Raw genomic sequence first — 22,425 nt, 5'->3', positions numbered from 1 at the left:
TCCCTTAGAAATCCACCACAAACCGCAAATAACTCTTTAATTATGCTGTTCAGGTTCCATCATAGTAGCCCAACGGCGTTTCAGGGCCAAAGTCAGTCCGTCAGCAATGGGGACAACACTGAGAGTAACTCTGGGATCGTTACGCAATTTGTCGTTAAAAGTACGAAGGGCGGTGGTGCTTTCGTCTTGTACTTGAGGATCAGCAACTCGTCCAGACCACAGAACATTGTCAATTACAATTAAACCGCCATTGCGTACAAGTTGTAGCGATCGCTCAAAATAAGTCTCATAATTTTCTTTATCGGCGTCGATGAAGGCAAAATCAAAGGTTCCAGCTTGTCCCTCGGCTATTAGTTTGTCGAGAGTATTTATTGCTGGGCCCAACTGCAAAGAAATCTTATTAGCAACGCCCGCAGCTTCCCAATAGCGTCGTGCGATCGCAGTATATTCCTCGCTGACATCGCAGGCAATAATTTGACCGTTAGGAGGCAGCGCTAAAGCTACGCACAGCGAGCTATAACCAGTAAAAACGCCAATTTCTAAGGTTTTGGTCGCTCCCATAAGCTGCACCATGAGCTCCATAAACTGACCTTGTTCGGGAGCAATCTGCATCCTACCCATAGGATGTTTAGCAGTTTCTTCCCGTAGTGAAGCGAGAATATCTGGCTCCCGCAGAGAAATAGATAACAGATAATCGTAAAGTTGATGTTCTAGGCCAAGAGTTGAGTTCGCCATCGGTTTGTCCTTGCTGCTCACTTTTGATTTTAGATTGTAGACGCCCTGTTAATGGAAATCGGAGAATGTAGAGTTAATTTAGGCATCTATTTTGCTGTGGCTGAGGGCAGGTTGCAGTAGCAGTGTCTCGGTTACACAGAGGCAACTTGCAAAACGCGCGCTCTACTTCCAAATCAGTTTATCTCAGCTACAGGTGATTTAGCAGCTCTGGAAAATAAAAATGGATAGAGGGAGCGTTTTGAGATTCCTGGTTTTCTAGCACCGCGTAACGCCGTTAGTGATACCAGTTCAAAAAATGAATGCAACTGTATACAAGTTGCAAACCCATACATAATCAGCCATTCCCTATCTCAAATCTCCAATCTCAAATGGTATGAGTCAAGGAGAATTTGACTTCATCCTGATTATTAACTAGATGAACTGGGAAAAACATAAGTATTACTAATCACTAATAAACTGGGTTCAATAGGACGATTTCTTAACTGTCACAGTTTATTACTCCATACCTAAACCACCTACCCCAAATCTCCACTACCTTCCACGATTGAGGTAGAGCAAGTATTTGTGGGAAAAAACAGGTCGATCGCAACCCTTGCCCTGCACTTTTACTCATAACTAATGAACCGGGATTAATAGGACGCTCACTTAACTGTCACAGTTTATTACTCCAGACCTAAAGCACCTACTCACAATCAAAACAACATTCCACCAAGGCATCGCTATGTATTACACTTTCGCAGGTTTTGGTGCCGCCACAGGCATATTTTTGCTGCTAGTTTTTGCCATTCTGCAATGGCTGCACGTCTCCGCCGGCAGTTTTATTGATTGGGTAATTGCCATTGCTATTTTTGAATGGCTGTTGCTGATAGTTACAGTTCCCTGGAATATCCATTTTGAAGCTAAAGAAGTTTTAGCGCAAGCTGCAGAATCGACTAAAAAAAACATTGCTGTCGATCAGGAACAAGTCAAATACGTTACTGTATTAGTTAGCCGATCGCTCTTGGTGGCGATCGCACTTCACCTGTTTAGCGCGATCGCACTTTACGGCCTAGCCGCCGCCGGAATTAGTGCTATTGGCTATCTCAGTTCCGCTGCTGCACTGCTGTTAACTGTACTGCGTCCAGCTATCCGAGGTTATCAGTATTTAGCCCAACGGCTGACAACTATCCGCCGCCAATTTTTGCACCCCCGCGAAGATATTGTCGAACTCCGCAGCCGCTTTGCCAACTTAGAATCTACAGTTAGAGATTTGAGCAATCAATTAAGTCCAGACAATCCGAATTCGTGGGTGGCTGTCCAAAATCGCGAACGGGAAGCTATCAGAAGAGAACTAACTACTTTATCCGCATCTCTACAATCTTTGCAAGCGACAAATCAGGCAGAACACACTCACCTGAGAAGAGATGCAGAAAGTGCGATCGCCCAACTCACCGATGACGGACAATTTCTCAACCACGTCCGCGAAATCATCCGATTCTTTAAAGAATCGTAAAGTCAGTTGACTGTTGACTGTTGACTGTTGTCTGTTGACAGTTGACAGTTGTCATTAGTTACCAATGCCCGATGCCCGATGCCCAATGCCCGATGCCCAATTCCCTATCTTTAGATAGATGCCAAATAGTCGCAGATAGTAAAAAGTTAAGTAAAAACAGAATTTTATCAGTCTTTAGGAAGACTCAATCAAGGTATTTTCCCTAACAGCAATTTTTAGCCAACTATAACCAAAGATAGTTTGTGAATGAGTTAGCTTTGGCCTAATATTTAAACATAACGCAAAGACCTTTTTGAAAAGATAACCCAGGAATAAATCATGACTAATCGCCAACCAATACCCCCCAAAGAAGAAGTTAGCAAATCAACACCGACCGACGAACAAATCGAAGCCAAGATGGAAGCCCCCCACTACGACAGGGGCATTACTCCTGCGGAGACAGCAGCGCGGCAAGAACGCGAAGGCGCTAACTTCATGCACGCAACGACAGAAGCGAAGCAGAAAAGTGCAAAAACTGATGACCAAACCGATGACGAAAGCATTCACACCACAGATGGTTATACAGTAGATCAAGAAGGTCTGGTTAACAATTACGCGATCGAACCGGAAATGTACATCAACGAACCGGGCGATTTGAGAGCACAAGAGGAAGCCGAAGCCGCAGAACGCGCTCGAATTCTCGCAGAAGTCAAAGATAAAAAAGGCGAGGAAGGAAAACTGACAATGGATGCAGACACCCGCGGCAAAGGGCCCGGCATTATCTAGATTGTCTGGTTGGTAGTTGCATTTCGGCGCGCGAGGTTGCAACGGCCAAGCACAGGGGCGGGTTTTTATAGTTCCGGCAATTATCGATCGATATTTCCGGTACAACCCGCCCCTGTTTTCTTTTCCACATCTGTTTTTTAAGTTGAGAGGTTACATCAATGATAAATTACCGTATGTATTGGCAACTTTTCACACCCAGCTCAAAAACGCCTTAAAATTCCTCAAGGTTTAACATTTTCCCTCAGCCAATTAAACTTAGCCTCAGCTAGCGCCAAATTTTCCAGGACGTTAGGATTGATATCCTCTCGTTCAAATTCTGGTTGATCTAATTCTATATTGCGACCGTATTCTATATGTCTGATCGTACCGCGCATCCTGTCTGCCAGACACAGTGAAATTCCATAATAAAAGCGGGAAGCAAAGCCCATATCGTTTTGAAGTTTGATTACTAACTGCCGCCTAGGAATTGCCAGCAAGTGAGTTTCTTCGATCGCCTTCACCGTTGCCAAAGGAGGGCGAGCATCAATGAAAGAGACTTCTCCCACCAATTCTCCGCTGGCTATTTTAGCGAGTTCTCTAGTCCGCTCAGCCTCGATTAAAACGCTCAAACTCCCCTTCAAAACAATGTAGAGCGCATCTATCTGTCTCCCTTCATGAATCAAAATCTCGCCCGGATCTAGAACTTCCTTTTTGCCTTTTTGGACGATCCAGTTGATATCGTCATTATTTAACTGGCTCAAAATAAAAAGTGCTTTTTTTCTGCTGCTGTCGGCCATAAGTTTTCGCTCTCGATCGCTTCTTCTTTATATAAAATTTAGATGGCGTGCGATCGCAACTTCTTCCGAAGCAGTCCTCGCTTAATACAGTTTTTTTTACCCTGCCTAACTTCTTCGCAAAACCCGTATCGGGCAGGCTTTGCCCATAGCAGATGAATCACGCTCAATCATAATCTCTCAATAGTAGCATTTGTTCAACAATCTTTTTTAACTCGATCAACCTTCCTAACATCCCGCGAAATGCCCGTCTCAAAAGCAATTTGGTTCCTCCGCACAGCTTTGGTACGGGATCGGGCGCGGGAAACCCTGCTCCGCGCCCAGTCTTGCTCACTAAATCGATCGCAAATCAGGATAGCCGGCCAACATATCGTCAGCAGTCAGAGTGTCCCCGTTCGCTTGAGGAGTCCACAGCACCTCAACCGCCAACAACTGCTCGCTCGATACTCCCCCAATCTGACGCAAAGCTTGGCGCAAATCTTCAGAGTTTTTCACTGCTGGCAATTGCAATTTACCTTGAGTACCGACAATTACCGTCACCACAATAAATTCCCCAGGCTCTGAATTCAAATCAGAAGCAACCAGCGCCCCATTTTCCTGCAAACCGGGCAGGATATTGCTGCTCCCTGCTTGGCGGAGCTGATTGTTATAATTCGAGAGCGTTTCTTCAGTAAATTTACTGCGTTCTGCCAAAGAAAGTTGATTAAACTTAGCTTCGGCTGCTTCCAAGCGAGTTTGCACAGATTCAGCGCCCGCGTAAACCCAGTATTCAGGATGCCGCAGCAGCGCCAAAGTAGATTCTTGCAGCACTTGAGCACGACCGGCCGCTGTATCGGTATCCGCTTTGCGCGCTAGGGTGTCGAGTTCGGCTTGCAAACCGCGGGCCTCTGCTAGCAAACCAACTTGCAAGCGGGCTACAGATACGGTAGTAGTGGGGGCGCTGTTGCCCAGTTCGTCAGTTCCGCCCCCGGCGCGGCGGAAGCTTTGGACGAGGAAATTAGCGATCGAGATAAAAATCAAAATCGAGAACAGGCCGCCAAACCCGCCCCCAAAGCCAAAAAACGGCAGCAAGAACGGGAAACCGAAGCCGCCTCCAAAGCCACCACCCGGATAGTAGCCTCCTCCCGACGGCGCGTAAGTGCGACTAGGAGACGAGTAACTGCGCGCCGGAGCTCTAAAAGATCCGCCCCCGATGCGTCCTCCGCTGCGGGCCGCCAGAGCTCCGTCAGCGTTACCGAGGGCTAGCGTCAGTACCAGACCGATCGCAAATAGTGATTTCAAAAGCGGTTTGATCTTTGAAATTAGTTGCTTGTACATAAGACCGTTACTATTCGATACATTTATAATTTACAGTTTATTCTCACGAATGGGCAGCCTGGTTATAGGTATGAAGCCAGCGAGATATCCGTACCAACCGATACAACCACAGTTAGGCCTGAGTCTGCAAACGAGAAAAGCTAGAAAGGACTTGCATTCCTTACTACTTAATTCTTGCACCCTTCTCAAGAGCCGGCTTTCGGGCCTGTTCCACAAAGACTGAATTTCCTGTGGGGATTACGGCTTGGGATCTTCTAGCCCGCCCCTAAAATGGTTATTGAGAATGGTGCAACATCTCAGTTACTACAAACAATCGACATCCTGGCTTTTACAGAACTTTACTTAAGTACAGGGCGATCGGCCAACAAGAAGCTTTAGACTTTTAAATAAACGCCGCCAGTCCTAGAAAGCAGGACTTAATCTACCGTAAAAAAAACATAATGTTTCCAACTCACCGCCCCCGCCGCCTCCGCAACCATCCCCAACTCCGCCGGATGGTACGCGAAAATATCTTGACAACCAGCGATTTAATTTACCCCCTATTTGCCGTACCGGGGGAAGCTTTTGCTAAAGAAGTCACATCGATGCCGGGAGTTTACCAGCTATCGGTAGACAAAATAGTAGAAGAAGCAAAAGAAGTCTACGACCTCGGCATTCCCGCTATTATTTTATTCGGCATTCCCGCAGATAAAGACACAGATGCTACGGGTGCTTGGCACGATTGTGGCATCGTCCAACAAGCGACGGAAGCAGTTAAAAAAGCCGTACCAGATTTAATCGTCATGGTCGATACTTGTCTGTGCGAATATACCAGTCACGGTCACTGCGGCTATTTGGAAGTCGGAGATTTAAGCGGCCGCGTCTTGAACGATCCGACACTAGAATTGCTGAAGAAAACCGCAGTTGCTCAAGCTAAAGCCGGTGCAGATATTATCGCACCTTCGGGAATGATGGACGGTTTTGTCGGAGCAATTCGCGAAGGATTGGACTCCGCTGGATTTGAAGATATTCCCATCATGTCTTACGCGGCAAAATACGCCTCAGCTTATTATGGCCCATTCCGGGATGCTGCAGATTCTGCTCCGCAATTTGGCGATCGGCGCACCTATCAAATGGACCCCGGAAACGGCCGCGAAGCTCTGAAAGAAATTGCTCTCGACATTGCCGAAGGCGCAGATATGCTCATGGTTAAACCCGCTTTAGCTTATATGGATATCATCTGGCGCGTGAAGGAAGCAACTAACCTGCCAGTTGCTGCTTACAACGTTTCTGGGGAATATGCGATGGTGAAAGCCGCCGCCCTCAACGGTTGGATAGACGAAGAAAGAGTAGTGATGGAAACTTTGACAGGATTCAAGCGTGCTGGTTGTGATTTGATTTTGACTTATCACGCCAAAGACGCCGCCCGCTGGCTGCAAAACTGATTCACTCGATTAGAGATTAGAGATTTGACTCCACAGCACAATCTTCGGGTGTTTTCGTGGAGTCAATACCTCTCTCGATAGGTGATTTTTGAGCAATTAGGCAACACACAAGCTATCGCTTACGCTTACCGATGGACGACGCAGCGAAACCGGGTTTTTACAGTTTCGGTGAGTTGTAACTGAGAGCTTGCACCATTCTCGCTTAACAGGCTTTTCGGCCTGTTCCACAAGAAAATTCACTCTTTGTGGAACAAGCCGAAAAGCCTGTTCATAAAAAGCTTATTGAGAATGGTGCAACATTTTAGTTGTAACGAAGTATTGCTATGAAAAAACCCGGTTTCTGTGTAGACAAACTCCAAACCCCTAAAAAATCAGTCATTCCCATCTTAGATCTAAAATCTAAAATCTCAAATGGTAGGAGTTATAAGTTGGGAATTTTGACTCAAAGACTTTTTTACAAAATTTACCCCAAAAAGGTATTAATAATCACCGAAATTAGTTAAAAAATATGTATGAATAAACATAGTTTTGTAAATAGGGAATTCAACCATTGATCGTTCCCAAGCAAAATCAAGTTTCACTCCTGTAAAACAGTAAAAGTAACACAGTTTAGATACAACTTGAAGGCAGATTGAGCATGACATCAACGACTAGGGATTCCAGTCACATTCAATTTTGTATAGGTCGCGATCGCGCAGACATCGCACAGATCCAAGAACTATTTAAAGCCGCCGCCTTTTGGGCGAGGGAACGCAAGATAGAAGATTGGGAAATTGCGATCGCCAACAGCGAACCAGTTGTTACAGTTTGGGACGGCTCACGGGCGATCGGCTTTGCCAGAGCCACCTCAGATGGGATCTATCGAGCTACCATCTGGGATGTCGCCATTCACCCGGATTACCAAGGTGCAGGACTCGGCCGCAAATTAGTGCAAACCGTCTTGAGTCACCCTCGGATGTGCCGAGTAGAGCGAGTTTACCTGATGACAACTTACAAACAAAGCTTCTACGAGCGCATCGGTTTTCAGCAAAACGCTAGCACCACCATGGTACTTGAAAATCAGCTTCTCGAAGAGAATCTCGAATTAGAAATTAGCAACGGCGAATTGCTAACTGCTAATTGTTAAATAATCACCCGATTGGCATCAAAATCTATAATATGTAGGGTGCGGAAGGGCGCACCTTACTCCCTATATAATTTCCTTCTTTCATCTTCCCTTTTCCATCTTCCCGCCCTCCGTTAAATCAGTTAAATCCCTTGCCCTCTTCCCCACCTGCGTTACATCCTGTAGATTGCTCGTGGGCGAACTTCCTTCATCACAAAGTTGCCAAAGGAATAGAACACTGAGTCCGGTTAAAATTGCACTCTTCGGACTCAGAAGGCACAGCCAGAACCTCCAACTTTCCGCTCATCAAACTTAAAAGAGTCTGATTCATCAATAACCTCATTCCAGAAGACACCTGAGAATTATCGCTGCTCTTAGTAGCATCACACTCCAAATCGTGCTTCAGCAAATCCCAAGACTCGCTCCAAGCACTAACTGAACGCTGATCGTCCACCCAAATGTGAACGCATCCAGATTCCGGCGAAGCATGGGCAGAAACAGAAATACTCCCCTCTTCCATCTGAGCAACAGCAGTATCTACCAAATTGACTAAAACTTGCCTAAACCTCGGCAAATCTGCCAATACATAAATACCCGGATCTGGCGGCAATATCTCCAAACGAATGCCGCGATTAGCAGCTTGCAAGTAAGTTAAATCATCAACCTCGTCAAAAACCTTAGCTAACTGAATCGGCTCAATATCCATCCTGTCAGTGCCGTGTTCAGTTTTAGCAACAGAGATAATTTCATCTATTAATTTCACCAGCTTGAGTGCCGCGGCGTGAGCTTGCTCGACAAACTCTCGTTCCTCAGCAGGATCGTCGCACAAATCCGAGAGAATTAATTGCAGCGTACCAATCATAGTGCTCAGGGGCGATCGCAACTCGTGAGAAGTTCGAGCCAAAAAACCCGCCTTAAATTGGCTCATCTCCGATGCCATCTGATAAGCCAATTGAGTTTGCTTAAGTTGGTCGGAAAGGGCATCAAACTTCTCTAAGTGAATTTCTTGAGGAGGTGGGGCTACTTTGGGCGCAGGTTCGGGCGGTTGCGAGCTTTTTTGCCGCAGGCGCCAAATCAAACTGCTTCCCAAACCCAGCCCCAGTCCCATACCTAAATATATAAAGTTGCTCCAGCCGATCGGCGCCATATTGCTTTGCCTTGGAGTTTAGCTTTTAGCATTCTAACTCGATCGCGCCTTGTCGCAATATTTCCCACTCGCTGCCCGTCCATTTAGCCACAGTCGAAGGCAAACTCGAAGCTGTTGTCGCTGTTGCTAATTCAGAAGGAAGTAATGTCAAGACTTCGGGAAACTGAACCTCAATTTCTGCCACCGACTCCAGAGGCGGTTGGCCGGATAAATTAGCACTGGTAGTAGCTAAAGGGCCTGTCTGCTCTAGAATCTTTAGGGCAAGGGGAAGGTTAGGGACTCGTATTCCGATTGTAGTCCGATCGATGGGATTGAGAGCCGCCGGGACTTTTGCCGAAGCCGGCAGCACCAAAGTTAACGCCCCCGGCCAATAGGATTCGGCTACTTGCTGCCACAAGTTTAACTCTGCTGGACTTCCCTGCACGTAGGGCCACAAAGCTTGGGCCGATGCTGCCATCAAAATCAGCGGTTTGTCTTGACTGCGGCGTTTAGCTGCAAAAATCAACTCCGAGCGATCGGGCCGCGCAGCCAAAGCGGGTACAGTATCTGTAGGAAAACTGACGATATGATTGCCAGAAATTGCCCCTTGAACTAGCGCATTTATCGAAACTTGTGTCATACCATTTTAGATTTTAGATTTTAGATTTTAGATTTTAGAATTGCGGCATATTCTTGAAACCTAAAGACGGTAGGCTAAGGCAAACCGATCGATTCCTGCTAAATCAGCAAATATCTGAACTCGATCGTAACTCCCGTGACTTTGCAGCATATCAGCTACCGCCGTTTCTTGTCCCGCCATCATCTCCACCAACCAAACTCCCCCGGATTCTAAATAATCGGGAGCCGTTTCTACCAAATGCCGGATGCAATCTAACCCGTCAAAACCACCGTCTAAGGCCAGATGAGGTTCGTGCTTCAAAACTTCCGGTTGTAGAGTCAGAACCGTGCTGCTGGGGATGTAAGGCGGGTTAGACACCATGCCGCTAACGCGACCTTTGAGAAATTCTAGCGGTTCCCACCACGAACCTTGATAAAAATTAATTCGCGATTCAAAGCCCAAATTCTCAGCATTCAGTCGAGCAACTGCCAAAGCTTCCGAACTGCAATCTACCGCATAAACCCTAGCATTTGTCAACGCAGAAGCCAAGCCGATCGCGATCGCCCCGCTGCCCGTCCCCAAATCCACCCAATGCGATTTGGCAAATTCTCCCCCCCGAAGCTGGGAGAAGTTGAAATCTTCTCCCCCCCTTACTAAGGGGGGGTTGGGGGGGGTAGATTTTTGATTGATATTTTCTGCTTCTAAACGGCTTTTAACAGCTTCTACAGCCAAATCGATCAGCAATTCCGTTTCAGGACGCGGAATTAGCACCGCCGGCGTTACTTGGAGCGAAAAATGCCGCCAATGTGCAACTCCCGTTAAATACTGCACCGGCACCCGTTCCTGTAAGCGCCGCTGCCACAATTGAGCAAGTTCCGATAAAGACAACTTTAATTCAATTTTTGGCAAATCTTTAAACGACTCCAAACGCAGAGCCAACCTATCCAAACCAGCCAGCTCTTGCAGCAGCCAGTCGATTTCTGCTAGAGGAATGTCAGAGGAGGTCGCCTCTGTTTTAGCTTGATTCACCCACTGCCAAAGGTCTAAACCAGAAACAAACATAAGACTTTTTGGTAATTGGGCATCGGGCATCGGGCATCGGGCATCGGGCATTGGTAACTAATGACAATGGTTAACAGTCAACAGTCAACTGTCAACTGTCAACTGTCAACTGTCAACTGACTAACTATTAGCGAGCCGGTCGAGCTGGAGCCGGAGCTGGAGCCGGAGCAACCTGTGGATTTTGGCCCGCACCTGCTGGTTGGAGCGATCGCACAAATTCCAGCGACTCCCGCGACGGAATCAAAATCATTTGGGTCAAAAACGGGTCGTTTTCAGTACGCAAAGCTTCCAAAACGCTCTCCAAGTTCACCACCTCAATCTTAATTGTGGCAGTCACGTTCGGCTGCTGCTGCTTAAAACGATCGACCATGCCCTGTAAATCCTCCTTGTTAAAAAACAAGGGAATCACCTCTTGCTGGCCTCGCTGAATCGTCAAATAACCATTTTCTGCGCCGCCTCTTGCCAAAAATAGAGGTACACCGTTGAACTCATTAACTTGTTGACCAGTCTGCTGAAGTACAGTTTTAGCCGACTGCACCTGCTGTGGAGCCGGAACGAAAGCAAATTGCACTTCCTCCGGCTTGCCTTTATTTGCTTGAGTGAGCTGATAAATTTCGCCCAGGGATACTGGCATCACGCGCACCGTGGCCGCCAACTGAGGATTTCTGGTTTTGAGTTGATCGACAAAAGCTTGAGCATCTTTCTGGCTGATGAAAATTCCCGCCACGGAAGCATTACCAGTTTGACCCTGACCCTGCTTGGGAACAGAAGCGATCAAGGGCGCACCCTGAGCGTCTGTAATCGTAAATACCGGCACCGAGCGCAATTTTTCCAAAATTTGCGGCTCCGGCAGTGCCAGTGCAGACATCTTGCCAATTGGGGAGGGGCCCAGCAGAGTGCTGCCGACAATTCCCAATATTGCGCCCAAACGAACTAATGATTTCATGTTTTTTCCATCAGGAGCGATCCTGAAACACATTAACGCAAAGACTCGCGACTTAACACGATCGGCAAAAACTGCCTCAATTTGTTTTCATTTTGAAGAAATGTAAACATCAGAGACAGTTTTGCTTCAATCTATTATTTAACATTGTGCGATCGGGATGACAGGATTTGAACCTGCGACATCCTGCTCCCAAAGCAGGCGCGCTACCAAGCTGCGCTACATCCCGGTGTTATAGTTAGCTAACCTCTAACCATTAACGCACAAAACCGCTTGCTTGTCAAGCTTTTTTAAATATTTAGCTATCGATGCAGCTAAGGCGAAGTTTTTTTCAGGTTGTGCGGTTTGACCCCACCCTAAAACCGATACCAGCCCCTGACTCCTATCGTGAGCTGCTCACAATTTTAGACCCTAGTTCAAGCTCCCAGATTCATCTGTGGAATAAATCTCAAATCTCAAATAGTTCCTTCGACTGAGGGCGACTCGACTGACGGGGACTTGACACCTCGACTGAGCGCCGATGGTCTGAGCACTCGCCGAATGTCTCGCCGCAGTCTCAAATTTCAAATCGACTGACAATACTTGCACAGCTTCATAACAGCCCTGATGCCGAGATACATCCCAGCCTAAATGACCGCAGCACACAGGTGCATTCGGTGTTGGCAGCGTCAATATTGTATTGTATATCCTCAACAAATCAACGCCGACCTGCACCTCGCTAGCTAATCTGGATACCAAAACATACCTTTAATCCCCTCTGGATCGGACATAAAGCCCAAATTGCGGTAAAAATCCACCACTTGAGGGTCAGCAAATAAGGTAATGTTGCTGATATCTTCACTGCGGAGTTTTTTAATGATGTATTTCATCAGCGCTTTGCCCATGCCTTTGCCCTGGTAGTCAGGATGAACTACCACATCCCAAAGCGTGGCATTAAAAGCATGGTCTGAAGTCGCTCTGGCGAAACCCACCAGCCGTCGCTGGCTGCCCCGCATCTCCCACATAGAGACGACTAGGAAGCTGTGCACAATAGCTTTTTTGACTTTACGCAGGGGACGGCGAGACCAACCCACTGCATTACAAAGTTCTTCGAGTTCGTAGAGGTCAATGTCCCGATCGCAACTGAAAAAGATGCGAGCGTTGCCGCTGGCGGGTTTGCGAAACGTTGGGGAAAGCGGATCGCCTAACCCAACAGCCACATCTTCCTCAAAATCCGCTGTTTGGGGTACAGAGGCAGACTCAGAACTACTAAATAAGTTTTTCCAAAAACCCATGCAGGCGCGGTTAAGGTAGTAGAAGTTGGACGACGAGAAAGAGAACCAGACAGATAAACCCACTCCAATCGGCGTAGGATCAATTGCCGGTAGCTTCTTGAGGAACAGTTTACGGTACACTCATCTTACGCCGAAAACAGGGATTTGTCGTCCAACATTGAGTCTGCGCTTTTTTGATTCTGTCAAGTTTGGTAGAACTGTTCTGCTAGCCAGTGCCCGGACAACCCGCTTTTAAGGTAAAATTTGTTGCCGAACCAGGACAGAGGCATTTTGGGAAATGCTTCTTTTGAGTGCCGCCGATCGCGCCGGAACTTATACCCTTGGTGGGAAATACCACTGGAATGGCGCAACGGTGACATTCTCGTGATAAGTTCTCAGACAGATTTGACTTTTGCTTTTAGTGAGGAGACGGGCACAATTTAAGTCGAATCGTCGAATCGAAAATCCCATTGCCATAAGGCATGGAAGAGTCAATACCTATTATATTTCCCGCACCTTCTCCTCAACTATGGCTTCGGGTTTAAAACCATCTACACTAGAACTTCTCAAGCGCTTTAACCGAGCGTTTCCGCAGTTTTATGAGCAATTTGTCAGCAGCGAAATCCAACTGCAAAACCTCAAATTAGCTTACCAGCTTTACAAAACTCGGCAAGCAGTCATCGAAATCCGAGCCGAAGGTAACAAAAGTGCCCTGCATTTTGCTTACCGGAACCAGTCTTTTCTACTGAGCGATATTTTTGGAGTGCTCGCCGCCTACGGACTGACGATTCACAGTCTGAGTCTGTACGGTCAAATTTACCCGCCCATGCTGGTATTTATCAAATTGGTCGTATCTCGCGGTGGCAAGGTACTGGCAGATAAAACAGCAGAAAACGTCTGTAGAGCCGTTCGAGAGGCATTGGCGGGGCATTTTGAGGTTGAAGAGATGTTGGCGGTAGAATTTAATTTAGACGCGGGTTTAGAAGATGTGGCAACTGAATTCTACGTCGATCCGGTTTTCCACTTGCCAGCTTTGCTGATTGAAGCAGATAATCAACCTGGACTTTTTTACAAAGTTATGTATGCCATCTGGCAAGAGGATTTGTTGGTAGTAAATGCTAATTTGCTGGTTTGGCGGGGGCGAACTCGCCTAATTCTCTACTTGTTGGGGCCCAATGAAAGTTTAATTCCCGAATATCTGGGGCAGAAAATCGCTGAGGGGGTGCGACAAAGATTGCTAGGCGAGCGATTTTAGGGCAAGCTACCGATGATCCCTAAATAACTAGATTGCTATAAGTAGACATTAGTTTGCAGAAGTTTTCCAGTGAGATAGGATAAAAAGCTCGGCAAAATTGTTCCTACAAACGAGTGTAGATAGCGGTTCTCATAAACATGGGACACGGGGAAACGATGTTGTCAAGCTTTTTAAGTTTGATGGCGTACTTTATCTAGAAAATAACCGCCCTAATAGAAAAGACGTGCCAGATAAATAGGGGAGTTTAACCAGCAATATAGCAATCCTTGCAGAAGTCGTAAATTTTTTACCCCACCCCACGAACCCGCTCTGAGGAGTAAGAAATTCACAAATGATGCAAGGATTGCTATAGTCCTGAGTATTTTTAGTTCGTAAAATAAGCTCGCGGAACTACACGCAAAAGTCGCAAGTATTCGCAAAAATTTCCTCCACAAAATTACGTATTACCTCGCTCAAAACTAGGTATAAGTAAGGCTAGCTAGCTAGAGAATTGATAGATTAAAGCATTGTTGAGTCATCACAATTTTGCTGGTTGAATAGTTGAATGTGGAAGGTACAAATTTAATCTGTGACTCGACTACCAAAATATTTTTGATCTAAATTGACACTGAGATCCCGATGGTTTACGATTTCTAAATCGGCTAAAACTGGGGAAATTTTTGCTGCAAAATGCCCTGAAAAAATCGCGCTGCTATATGTCCCTCTTGCGATCATACAGTAGACAGAAATTTGAATACTGCAAGAAACATAGAAAGCTGGTTTAAAGGAATATTTATTCTAGACCGATCGCATAAAAGGGCAAGCTATGCCAAGATTGCCCGTGCAGTGGACAAAAATCTTGTAGCGTCAGCTTAAGACCGCGCGTTGCAGCAGGAAGTAAGCGGTTAGTCGATAAAGTTGAGTCTTTTTGACTTAACTTATAGCGCTTCTTGGGTAGATGAGGTAAACAATTCAACTCAAAAAGCTTGAGAACAAAGGGTTTCGGCGTACTCTCTCTTTCTGAGAAAGGCTATACATAGGTTTACATAGGTCTTATGGAGCGGGTAGGATAAAAGTATGGCAACAATCGACATCCTAGGGGTTCGGCACGCTTACGATTTGACGGCTCCGACTGCAACTTCCCCGGTTCTGGTATTTGTCCACGGCTGGCTGTTAAGCCGCCACTACTGGCAACCTTTGACCGATCGCTTGGCATCAAACTATCAGTGCCTTACCTACGATTTGCGGGGGTTTGGCGATTCTCAATCCGACGCAGGCGACGATCGCCCATGTTCCGAACCGCTAAATTCATGCTACACTCCCGCAGCTTACGCTCGCGATTTGGAACTTTTACTCGAAAAACTCGATATATCTTCTGCTTGGCTCGTGGGACACTCTCTGGGCGGTACGATCGCTCTATGGGGAGCCAGCAAATTGTCCGATCGCGTTAAAGGCGTGGTCTGCATCAATGCAGGGGGCGGCATCTATCTTAAGGAAGAATTCGAGCGGTTTCGAGCGGTCGGCAAGCAGCTCGTAACAATGCGTCCCGGCTGGCTGCCTCGCTTGCCCTTAGCAGATTACGTGTTTGCCCGCGATTCTGTAGCCCGCTCGATCGGCAGATCCTGGGGACGGCAGCGCTTAATAGATTTCGTGGGAGCTCATCCAGAGGCAGCTTTGGGGGCTTTATTGGACTCCACCACAGAAGCGGAGATTCACCTATTGCCACAAATTGTGTCCCAACTTAAGCAGCCTGTTTATTTTATTGCCGGTACTAAAGACAAAATTATGGAACCAAAATACGTGCTGCATTTGGCTAGCTTTCACTGGATGTTCCAAGGTTGTGGCGAGAATGTCCTTCAGCTTCCCGATTGTGGCCATTTGGCAATGGTGGAACAGCCGGATGCAGTGGCTAGTTACTTGCAAAATATTCTGAAAAAACATGATTAGAGGGCATGGGGCATGGGGCATGGGGCATGGGGCATGGGGCATGGGGCATGGGGCATTAAAACTTACAAATAACCAATAACCAATAACCAATAACCAATAACAACTGACTTCTTCCTTAATCTAAAATCTGTTATGTTAAATAGATAAGTCTGCCCGCTCGCCCTCTTCGGACAGACGTTTCAATTAAATAGTGGCTTTCAACTCTAAATTCTAATTCTGCTTAAATATCTGTGCGCGTTAACCTCACCGATCGGCAACAACACATCCTTTGGGCAACGGTTCGCCACTACATAGCTACAGCGGAACCCGTTGGCTCAAAAGCTTTGGCTGACGAATTCAACCTCAGCGTCAGCCCAGCTACAATTCGCAATGCGATGGGGACTCTTGAAAAAGCTGGACTGCTTTATCAGCCCCACACTTCGGCAGGACGAGTCCCCTCTGACTCCGGCTACCGAATTTATGTAGACCAGTTGATTCAGCCGTCTGATACGCTGGCCCGCAAGGTGGAACAGGTACTAGACCAGCTCAATTGGTCGGATGGTCGCATGGACGCGGCACTCCGCGGCGCGGCTCAAATCCTGGCAACTATCAGCGGTTACATAGCCATGATCACCATACCGCAAACCAATATGGCTTGCTTGCGCCACTTGCAACTGGTGCAGCTAGAGCCGGGAAAGGTGATGCTGATCGTGGTGACGGATGCTTACGAAACTCAGTCGGTTTTGGTGCAGTTGCCGAGGGACGCAGAAGGTAACACGCCTGATGTCGAAATCGTCGATCGCGAATTGCAGATTTTGTCGAATTTTTTGAACAGCAAGTTGCGGGGACGATCGCTCTTGGAACTCTCGGCTGTAGACTGGAGCGAGTTAGACCGGGACTTTGAGCTGTACGCTGAGTGGATGGGAACCATGCTGACTGCTTTGAGCAGCCGCCAAAGAAATCCAACCTACACGCGGATTCTGATCGGCGGTTTGGCAGAAGCACTGCGCTTACCTGAGTTTTCGCAGTTGCAGCAAGTTCAAACTCTGGTGCAATTGCTCGAACAAGAGCAGGAACTGCTTTGGCCTTTGATTTTTGAATCGCCTGAGTTGGACACGCCAGGGAAGCGGGTAACGGTGCGTATTGGCTCGGAAAATTCCTTAGAACCAATTCGCGGCTGTACTCTGATTTCTTCGACTTACCGCCGGGGATCGGTGCCGGTGGGTAGTGTTGGGGTTTTGGGGCCGACGCGGATGGTTTACGAAAATGCGATCGCGGTTGTGGAAGCTGCGGCGGATTATTTGTCAGAAGCTATTGGCGGAAATCGAGTTAGTTTTCCTGATGGCGATCGAGGGCGATCGGATCATCCCTTGTTAGATGCACCCTAATGTGATAGCCCCAAGCTTAACGGGCTTGGGGTTTTATTGTCTGTGGACGTACTCGCAACCTTATCAACCGGGTTTTGTGACAAAAAACCTAGGCTTTTATCCCACATTCCGCACCCTGGGGTGTAACACAGCATAATTACGCAGAAAAATATATCTTTAAAGTAATAAATTATGCCTTTAAAAGGTTCTTTATCCGTTAATATACGGTATTATACTATGATTTATAGTTTTATTGCTTGATCAAAATAAGTAAAAACCGATAGTGACAGTTGAAGGTGCGGAATGTGGGTTTTATACTCTTTTTGGGGTAAGAAACTAAAGCTTCGCGCTTGACCAGAGAGTTTCGTAAACAACCCTGTTTCTGCGTCCATGAGCGGCTCGGAAAGTGGCAGGAGTTAGGGGGGAGCGAGTTTCCAGGGATTGGGAGAAAAAGATTGCGATGGCGAGCGATCGAGCATTTACAGAAAGTGGTCGCGGAGTGTTAGTCAAATGGCAGGTTTAGCAGCCGAACTGATGAGTTCTGTTGCAATCGGGGTGGGCGATCGCCCGCTCTAGGGATAGCGGCTGCGACAAATAAATTGAGGAGGCGCGAACCGCGCGATCGTCGCTCCCCAAGGCAGCAGAATGTCAAAATATTAAGACATTTTAGAGAGTTCGTCAAAAACAACTAAAAAAGATTAGTGTGGAGATGAAAGCAATATTTCTTTTGGGAATAGCCCAGGTTAGACAATTGCAAATAACTTGCAGTGAATTTGGCTTGATTGCCACTCCAAAAAAAAATTAACCGCTGAGTTAAGATCGAAACGAAATTTAGGGAATTTTCTTTTAGCATTCAATGAAATCGACTGATAAAACTAAAAATACCTTTGCGATAACAACGCCTCTGTATTATGTAAACGATTTACCTCACGTTGGCAGTGCTTACACGACTATGGCTGCAGATGCCCTAGCCCGATTTGAGCGGCTGCGGGGTAAATCTGTTTTGCTGGTGACGGGGACTGACGAACACGGGCAGAAAATTCAGCGGACAGCAGAGAGTTTGGGACGATCGCCCCAAGCTCACTGCGATTCAGTGGTTCCGGCGTTTGAGGCGCTGTGGGAGCAACTCGACATCCAGTACGATCGCTTCATCCGCACAACTTCGCGGCGCCACGAGTACATTGTCAAAGAATTTTTCCAGCGCGTCTGGAACTCCGGCGACATCTACTTGAACCAGCAACAAGGCTGGTACTGCGTCTCCTGTGAAGAATTTAAGGATGAACGGGAATTGTTGCCGGGAAATCGGTGCTCCGTCCACACCAGCAAGGAAGTTGAGTGGCGCGACGAGGAAAATTACTTTTTCCGCCTGTCACGGTATCAAGACCAACTGCTGGCCTTGTACGCAGAACGTCCCGACTTCATCGCGCCGGAAAGCCGACGCAACGAAGTTCTCAGTTTCGTCAACTCTGGACTGCAAGACTTTTCGATTTCTAGAGTGAATCTCGAATGGGGTCTGCCAATGCCAGTTGACCCCAGTCACAGCATCTACGTCTGGTTTGACGCTTTGCTGGGATACGTCACCGCCTTGCTAGATCCGGACAGCGAACCGATTTTGGAGAATGCTTTATCTAAATGGTGGCCGGTTGACTTGCACTTGATCGGCAAAGATATTCTTCGCTTTCACGCAGTTTACTGGCCGGCAATGCTGATGTCCGCGAATCTATCGGTGCCGGGTCGCGTCTTCGCACACGGGTTTTTGACCAAAGACGGCAAAAAAATGGGGAAAACGGAGGGTAATACTTTAAACCCTGTCGAATTGGTCAACAAATACGGCGCTGATGCAGTACGTTACTATTTCCTCAAAGAAATTGAGTTCGGAGAGGACGGCGATTTTAACGAAACTCGGTTTATCAATATATTGAATGCTGAGCTAGCAAACGATTTGGGAAATTTGCTTAATCGTACCCTAAACATGGCTCGCAAATATTGCGGTGGCTCCGTACCGAATGTGTTGGCAGAAAACATTGAGGGCGACAACCTTCTCAAGGCTATGAGCCGGGATTTGGGCGATCAAGTAGCGGGTTTTTACGAAGACTTGGCTTTTAGCAAGGCTTGCGAAGCCGTGCTTGCATTAGTTCGAGCCGGGAACAAGTTTATTGACGTGCAAGCACCTTGGAGTTTGTACAAGCAGGGACAGATCGAAAGTGTCGAACAAGTGCTATATTCTGTTCTGGAATCTGTTAGACTAGCATCTTACCTTTTATCGCCGATTATTCCTAATATCAGCAACGCTATCTATCAGCAGCTAGGTTTTTCAATTGACTTTAACGATCGAGTTACAGTTAACAGTTTAGCGAATTTTTCAGATCATGCTGCCTGGGGCGCTTTGCCGCCAAACCAAACTCTGGGGGAACCCCAACCTGTTTTTAAGCGGCTCGAACTGCTGGAAACAGTACCTTCATAGTTGGCAGCCAGCGCTCTGGGTGTGATGACAGACTACGAATTAGCAGTTATTTCCTTACCAATCTTTCATAAAAATTGAGGCATAACAATCATGTTGAATAGAATAGAAAGCAACGACCTTTTTACGCCGGAACAGGTTCTAGAAAATCGGGGTAGAGTGGCAATTTTTATTGACGGTTCTAACCTTTTTTACGCGGCTTTGCAGTTAGGAATTGAGATTGATTACACTAAGCTTCTGTGTCGTTTAACTGCGGGATCGCGGCTGCTGCGCTCTTTCTTCTACACGGGTGTCGATCGCACTAACGAGAAACAGCAGGGGTTTTTGCTGTGGATGCGTCGCAACGGCTACCGGGTGATTTCTAAGGATTTGGTACAGTTGCCAGATGGTTCTAAGAAGGCGAATTTAGATGTAGAAATCGCTGTGGATATGATGGCTTTAGTGGGGTCTTACGACACGGCGGTTTTGGTCAGCGGTGATGGCGATTTGGCTTATGCTGTGGATGCTGTGAGCTATCGCGGTGTGCGGGTGGAGGTGGTGAGTTTGCGATCGATGACGAGCGACAGTTTAATTAATGTAGCCGATCGCTATATCGATTTGGAAATGATTAAGGACGACATCCAAAAAACATCGCGCCCTAATTATGCTTACCGCCCTTTGTCGGGTCTGAGCTTGATGGAGGAACACGACGACAGATAGGGATGTGGTAATGGGTAATGGGTAACAGGTAATGGGTGATGGTTAATGGGTTGAATCATTGAGAATTAAAAGTTAAAAATTTAGACCAAACATGACACATTTTTAATTTTTGATTAAATGTTTTCCAATAGCCAATTATCAATTACCAATTCCCCATTCCCCATTCCCAATTACCGATTACCAATTCCCAATTGCCCATGATTAATCTCAAATCCCTAATTCCCAATCTCAAATCCCCAAAATTGGTGCTGCTATTTTTACCAGCACTGATTTTGGGGATTGCTGCTTGTGCGGCTCCCCAAGAGGCTCCAAAGAACAAATTAGCGGAGGATCTCAAAACTGCTCAACAGTCAAACAGCACTTTAACTTTGAACAAAGTAACCCTAGAACAAGCAAACGAAAAGGGCGAGACGTTCTGGAAAGTAAACTCGCAAAATGCCGTTTACAGCAAAGACAAAAAAATAGTTAACGTTCAGAAACCTGTGGGCAAATTGTTTCAGGACGGCAAAGAAATTTATGACATTCAGGGAGAAACCGGGCAGGTATTTCAGGAAGGAAATCAGGTTTTTCTCAAAGGTAACATAGTCGCTACAGACCTGAAAAATGGAGTCGTCTTGCGCGGAAATGAGTTGGAGTGGCGACCAAAGGAGGATATTTTAGTTGTCCGTAACAATTTGACGGGAGAGAACAAACAGGTAACTGCTTCAGCGAAGGAAGCGCGGGTTTTCAGCAGGGCTAAGAGGATGGAGTTATTCGGCTCTGTGGTGGCGAATGTTAAAGATCCGGTTTTGCAATTGCGAACCGAGCACTTAGTGTGGTTTGTGGATCAACAAAAGGTAAACAGCGACCAACCGACTCAAATTGACAGATACAAAGATAAAATAGTAACAGATAGCGGTTTTGCCGACCAAGTAGATGTAGACTTAAAAACCAAGATTGCGACGCTGACAAAAAACGCTCAGTTGATGCCATCAGACCCGCCGCTGCAAATAGAAAGCAGTTTGATGAGTTGGAATTTTCCGGCGCAATCTGTGGTATCGCCTGGGCCTGTGAAGGTTTTTCACCGCGTGGAAAAGGTGACGATGACTGGGGATACGGGGCGGGGAGATTTAGAGAAAAAAATCTTTTATTTGACTGGGAATGTGGTAGGAATTGGGGAAAAACGTCAAGCTCAATTAAATACCGATCGAGTAACGTGGTATTTAACTAATCAGACTTTTGATGCAGAAGGAAATGTGGTATACCGGCAGTTAAATCCGGTGTTTAATTTGACTGGGCCGAGGGCAGCGGGAGAGTTGAAAAATCAAACTGTGATTGTCAAAGGCGACGGTGGCGGCGGCCAAGTGGTTACGGAATTTGTACCGGACGAGTACAAGGGAACTTTGGGAGAGTAGATGGGATTGCAACCCCAGATGTCGGCAGATGAACGCTGATGAACGCAGATATAATGAAGATTGGATTGAGTAAGGAGGGGTTGGGATGACGACAACTTTAGAAAAGTTAGAGCGGCTCGATGAACCTATCTTAATTGACGAGTTGAGTTGGAGAGAGTTTAAGGCTGTTGAACAGTTGCTCTCACGCCCAGGGGTGAGATTATCGTTTTTAGATGGGGTGTTGGAGATTAGACGTATGCCTGGAAGAAAACATGAAACTGCCAAACAGCGGATTTCAACGCTGGTGGATATGTATTTGGAATACGCAGGGATTGATTTTACGCCAACTGGCTCGGTGACGCTCGAAAGTGAAACTGGAAGGGTGAAGCGAGAAGCGGATTTGTCTTAGGAATTGGGATCTAACCGAGAACTTCCCGATTTGGCGGTGGAAGTGGTGGTGACTAGCGGCGGTATTAACAAGTTGGAAGCTTACAAACGCCTGGAAATTCCTGAAGTTTGGTTTTGGGAAAATGGCGCACTTCGTATGTATTCCTTGGGGGATGATGGATATGCAGAGGTCGATCGCTCTCAAGTTCTGCCAGACTTAGATATTGTATTATTGGCGCGGTGTATCAAGATAGAAAATCACCTTCAGGCAATGCGGGAATTCAGGCAAGCTATTCAATAGAATTTGATTGTGAAATTAATTTTGTAATAATGATTTCTGTCTTTTCTTAAAGCTGTTAGTTAC

Annotated in this window: 23 protein-coding genes and 1 tRNA gene; 14 read left to right on the top strand and 10 right to left on the bottom strand. The window is 46.7% G+C overall.

The window, feature by feature from the left end:
• Window positions 1–36 precede the first annotated feature (36 nt).
• Window positions 37–735 (bottom strand): class I SAM-dependent methyltransferase, encoded by a 699-nt coding sequence (locus QUA43_RS14855; RefSeq protein ID WP_333374881.1) that lies wholly within the window; start codon window positions 733–735, stop codon window positions 37–39.
• A gap of 721 nt (window positions 736–1,456) precedes the next feature.
• Here QUA43_RS14855 and QUA43_RS14850 point away from each other — a divergent pair.
• Complete coding sequence (locus QUA43_RS14850) at window positions 1,457–2,227, top strand: hypothetical protein (RefSeq protein WP_333374880.1); 771 nt, start codon at window positions 1,457–1,459, stop codon at window positions 2,225–2,227.
• A 318-nt stretch (window positions 2,228–2,545) separates the two neighbouring features.
• Window positions 2,546–2,992, top strand: a complete 447-nt coding sequence (locus tag QUA43_RS14845; RefSeq protein WP_333374878.1) for a hypothetical protein — start codon at window positions 2,546–2,548, stop codon at window positions 2,990–2,992.
• 221 nt (window positions 2,993–3,213) lie between these two features.
• On the opposite strand, the gene QUA43_RS14840 is transcribed toward QUA43_RS14845, so the two are convergent.
• Entirely contained in the window at window positions 3,214–3,768 is a 555-nt protein-coding gene (locus tag QUA43_RS14840) for a cyclic nucleotide-binding domain-containing protein (RefSeq protein ID WP_333374877.1), read from the bottom strand.
• A gap of 330 nt (window positions 3,769–4,098) precedes the next feature.
• Complete coding sequence (locus QUA43_RS14835; RefSeq protein WP_333374875.1) at window positions 4,099–5,082, bottom strand: DUF1517 domain-containing protein; 984 nt, start codon at window positions 5,080–5,082, stop codon at window positions 4,099–4,101.
• 440 nt (window positions 5,083–5,522) lie between these two features.
• On the opposite strand from QUA43_RS14835, the gene hemB reads away from it, so the two are divergent.
• A complete protein-coding gene (gene hemB / locus QUA43_RS14830) occupies window positions 5,523–6,506 on the top strand; it encodes a porphobilinogen synthase (RefSeq protein WP_333049296.1) in 984 nt (327 codons plus the stop codon).
• Between the two features lie 637 nt (window positions 6,507–7,143).
• A complete protein-coding gene (locus QUA43_RS14825; protein ID WP_190656314.1) occupies window positions 7,144–7,632 on the top strand; it encodes a GNAT family N-acetyltransferase in 489 nt (162 codons plus the stop codon).
• Between the two features lie 190 nt (window positions 7,633–7,822).
• On the opposite strand, the gene QUA43_RS14820 is transcribed toward QUA43_RS14825, so the two are convergent.
• The 7 genes from QUA43_RS14820 to QUA43_RS14790 all read right to left on the bottom strand — a co-directional run bounded on the left by QUA43_RS14820 (window position 7,823) and on the right by QUA43_RS14790 (window position 12,635).
• Window positions 7,823–8,758, bottom strand: coding sequence for a sensor histidine kinase (locus QUA43_RS14820; RefSeq protein WP_333374873.1), 936 nt, complete (start codon window positions 8,756–8,758; stop codon window positions 7,823–7,825).
• Between the two features lie 25 nt (window positions 8,759–8,783).
• Window positions 8,784–9,377, bottom strand: coding sequence for an L-threonylcarbamoyladenylate synthase (locus QUA43_RS14815; protein ID WP_333374872.1), 594 nt, complete (start codon window positions 9,375–9,377; stop codon window positions 8,784–8,786).
• Between the two features lie 60 nt (window positions 9,378–9,437).
• Window positions 9,438–10,418 (bottom strand): HemK/PrmC family methyltransferase, encoded by a 981-nt coding sequence (locus QUA43_RS14810; RefSeq protein ID WP_333374870.1) that lies wholly within the window; start codon window positions 10,416–10,418, stop codon window positions 9,438–9,440.
• A 127-nt stretch (window positions 10,419–10,545) separates the two neighbouring features.
• Window positions 10,546–11,364 (bottom strand): Tic22 family protein, encoded by an 819-nt coding sequence (locus QUA43_RS14805; protein ID WP_333374869.1) that lies wholly within the window; start codon window positions 11,362–11,364, stop codon window positions 10,546–10,548.
• 152 nt (window positions 11,365–11,516) lie between these two features.
• Window positions 11,517–11,590 (bottom strand) — tRNA-Pro (locus tag QUA43_RS14800).
• A 182-nt stretch (window positions 11,591–11,772) separates the two neighbouring features.
• Window positions 11,773–12,099, bottom strand: coding sequence for a hypothetical protein (locus QUA43_RS14795; RefSeq protein ID WP_333374868.1), 327 nt, complete (start codon window positions 12,097–12,099; stop codon window positions 11,773–11,775).
• Window positions 12,084–12,635, bottom strand: coding sequence for a GNAT family N-acetyltransferase (locus tag QUA43_RS14790; protein ID WP_242725747.1), 552 nt, complete (start codon window positions 12,633–12,635; stop codon window positions 12,084–12,086). Before QUA43_RS14790 ends, QUA43_RS14795 begins: the two co-directional genes overlap by 16 nt.
• A 246-nt stretch (window positions 12,636–12,881) precedes the next feature.
• On the opposite strand from QUA43_RS14790, the gene QUA43_RS14785 reads away from it, so the two are divergent.
• From QUA43_RS14785 to QUA43_RS14740, 10 genes are all read left to right on the top strand, one after another.
• Entirely contained in the window at window positions 12,882–13,058 is a 177-nt protein-coding gene (locus QUA43_RS14785) for a hypothetical protein (RefSeq protein WP_190274376.1), read from the top strand.
• An 85-nt stretch (window positions 13,059–13,143) separates the two neighbouring features.
• Window positions 13,144–13,869, top strand: a complete 726-nt coding sequence (locus QUA43_RS14780) for a hypothetical protein (RefSeq protein WP_006631881.1) — start codon at window positions 13,144–13,146, stop codon at window positions 13,867–13,869.
• Between the two features lie 1,056 nt (window positions 13,870–14,925).
• Window positions 14,926–15,795, top strand: coding sequence for an alpha/beta hydrolase (locus QUA43_RS14775; RefSeq protein ID WP_333374867.1), 870 nt, complete (start codon window positions 14,926–14,928; stop codon window positions 15,793–15,795).
• A 224-nt stretch (window positions 15,796–16,019) separates the two neighbouring features.
• Window positions 16,020–17,162, top strand: coding sequence for a heat-inducible transcriptional repressor HrcA (gene hrcA, locus QUA43_RS14770; protein ID WP_445301973.1), 1,143 nt, complete (start codon window positions 16,020–16,022; stop codon window positions 17,160–17,162).
• A gap of 420 nt (window positions 17,163–17,582) precedes the next feature.
• A complete protein-coding gene (locus tag QUA43_RS14765; protein WP_333374865.1) occupies window positions 17,583–17,717 on the top strand; it encodes a hypothetical protein in 135 nt (44 codons plus the stop codon).
• Window positions 17,718–17,997: 280 nt separating this feature from the next.
• Window positions 17,998–19,605, top strand: coding sequence for a methionine--tRNA ligase (gene metG / locus QUA43_RS14760; protein ID WP_333374864.1), 1,608 nt, complete (start codon window positions 17,998–18,000; stop codon window positions 19,603–19,605).
• Between the two features lie 90 nt (window positions 19,606–19,695).
• Entirely contained in the window at window positions 19,696–20,301 is a 606-nt protein-coding gene (locus tag QUA43_RS14755) for a LabA-like NYN domain-containing protein (RefSeq protein WP_006631885.1), read from the top strand.
• Window positions 20,302–20,498: 197 nt separating this feature from the next.
• On the top strand, window positions 20,499–21,695 hold the full coding sequence (gene lptC / locus QUA43_RS14750; RefSeq protein ID WP_333374863.1) for an LPS export ABC transporter periplasmic protein LptC: 1,197 nt from the start codon (window positions 20,499–20,501) through the stop codon (window positions 21,693–21,695).
• An 85-nt stretch (window positions 21,696–21,780) separates the two neighbouring features.
• Window positions 21,781–22,083, top strand: coding sequence for a Uma2 family endonuclease (locus QUA43_RS14745; RefSeq protein WP_333374862.1), 303 nt, complete (start codon window positions 21,781–21,783; stop codon window positions 22,081–22,083).
• 3 nt (window positions 22,084–22,086) lie between these two features.
• Window positions 22,087–22,362 (top strand): Uma2 family endonuclease, encoded by a 276-nt coding sequence (locus QUA43_RS14740; RefSeq protein ID WP_333374861.1) that lies wholly within the window; start codon window positions 22,087–22,089, stop codon window positions 22,360–22,362.
• Window positions 22,363–22,425: the final 63 nt, after the last annotated feature.

Origin of the sequence: Microcoleus sp. N9_B4 (genome assembly GCF_036701635.1) — a bacterium.
Lineage (GTDB): Bacteria > Cyanobacteriota > Cyanobacteriia > Cyanobacteriales > Microcoleaceae > Microcoleus.
This window is presented reverse-complemented; position numbering and strand designations above follow the sequence as displayed.

Coding starts and splice junctions, on each gene's coding strand:
- QUA43_RS14775 (WP_333374867.1), top strand. CDS start 14,926: ATGGCAACAATCGACATCCTAGGGGTTCGGCACGCTTACGATTTGACG.
- QUA43_RS14825 (WP_190656314.1), top strand. CDS start 7,144: ATGACATCAACGACTAGGGATTCCAGTCACATTCAATTTTGTATAGGT.
- QUA43_RS14855 (WP_333374881.1), bottom strand. CDS start 735: ATGGCGAACTCAACTCTTGGCCTAGAACATCAACTTTACGATTATCTG.
- QUA43_RS14835 (WP_333374875.1), bottom strand. CDS start 5,082: ATGTACAAGCAACTAATTTCAAAGATCAAACCGCTTTTGAAATCACTA.
- QUA43_RS14780 (WP_006631881.1), top strand. CDS start 13,144: ATGGCTTCGGGTTTAAAACCATCTACACTAGAACTTCTCAAGCGCTTT.
- QUA43_RS14755 (WP_006631885.1), top strand. CDS start 19,696: ATGTTGAATAGAATAGAAAGCAACGACCTTTTTACGCCGGAACAGGTT.
- QUA43_RS14810 (WP_333374870.1), bottom strand. CDS start 10,418: ATGTTTGTTTCTGGTTTAGACCTTTGGCAGTGGGTGAATCAAGCTAAA.
- lptC (WP_333374863.1), top strand. CDS start 20,499: ATGATTAATCTCAAATCCCTAATTCCCAATCTCAAATCCCCAAAATTG.
- QUA43_RS14840 (WP_333374877.1), bottom strand. CDS start 3,768: ATGGCCGACAGCAGCAGAAAAAAAGCACTTTTTATTTTGAGCCAGTTA.
- QUA43_RS14815 (WP_333374872.1), bottom strand. CDS start 9,377: ATGACACAAGTTTCGATAAATGCGCTAGTTCAAGGGGCAATTTCTGGC.
- QUA43_RS14850 (WP_333374880.1), top strand. CDS start 1,457: ATGTATTACACTTTCGCAGGTTTTGGTGCCGCCACAGGCATATTTTTG.
- QUA43_RS14790 (WP_242725747.1), bottom strand. CDS start 12,635: ATGGGTTTTTGGAAAAACTTATTTAGTAGTTCTGAGTCTGCCTCTGTA.
- QUA43_RS14805 (WP_333374869.1), bottom strand. CDS start 11,364: ATGAAATCATTAGTTCGTTTGGGCGCAATATTGGGAATTGTCGGCAGC.
- QUA43_RS14745 (WP_333374862.1), top strand. CDS start 21,781: ATGACGACAACTTTAGAAAAGTTAGAGCGGCTCGATGAACCTATCTTA.
- QUA43_RS14845 (WP_333374878.1), top strand. CDS start 2,546: ATGACTAATCGCCAACCAATACCCCCCAAAGAAGAAGTTAGCAAATCA.
- QUA43_RS14820 (WP_333374873.1), bottom strand. CDS start 8,758: ATGGCGCCGATCGGCTGGAGCAACTTTATATATTTAGGTATGGGACTG.
- hemB (WP_333049296.1), top strand. CDS start 5,523: ATGTTTCCAACTCACCGCCCCCGCCGCCTCCGCAACCATCCCCAACTC.
- metG (WP_333374864.1), top strand. CDS start 17,998: ATGAAATCGACTGATAAAACTAAAAATACCTTTGCGATAACAACGCCT.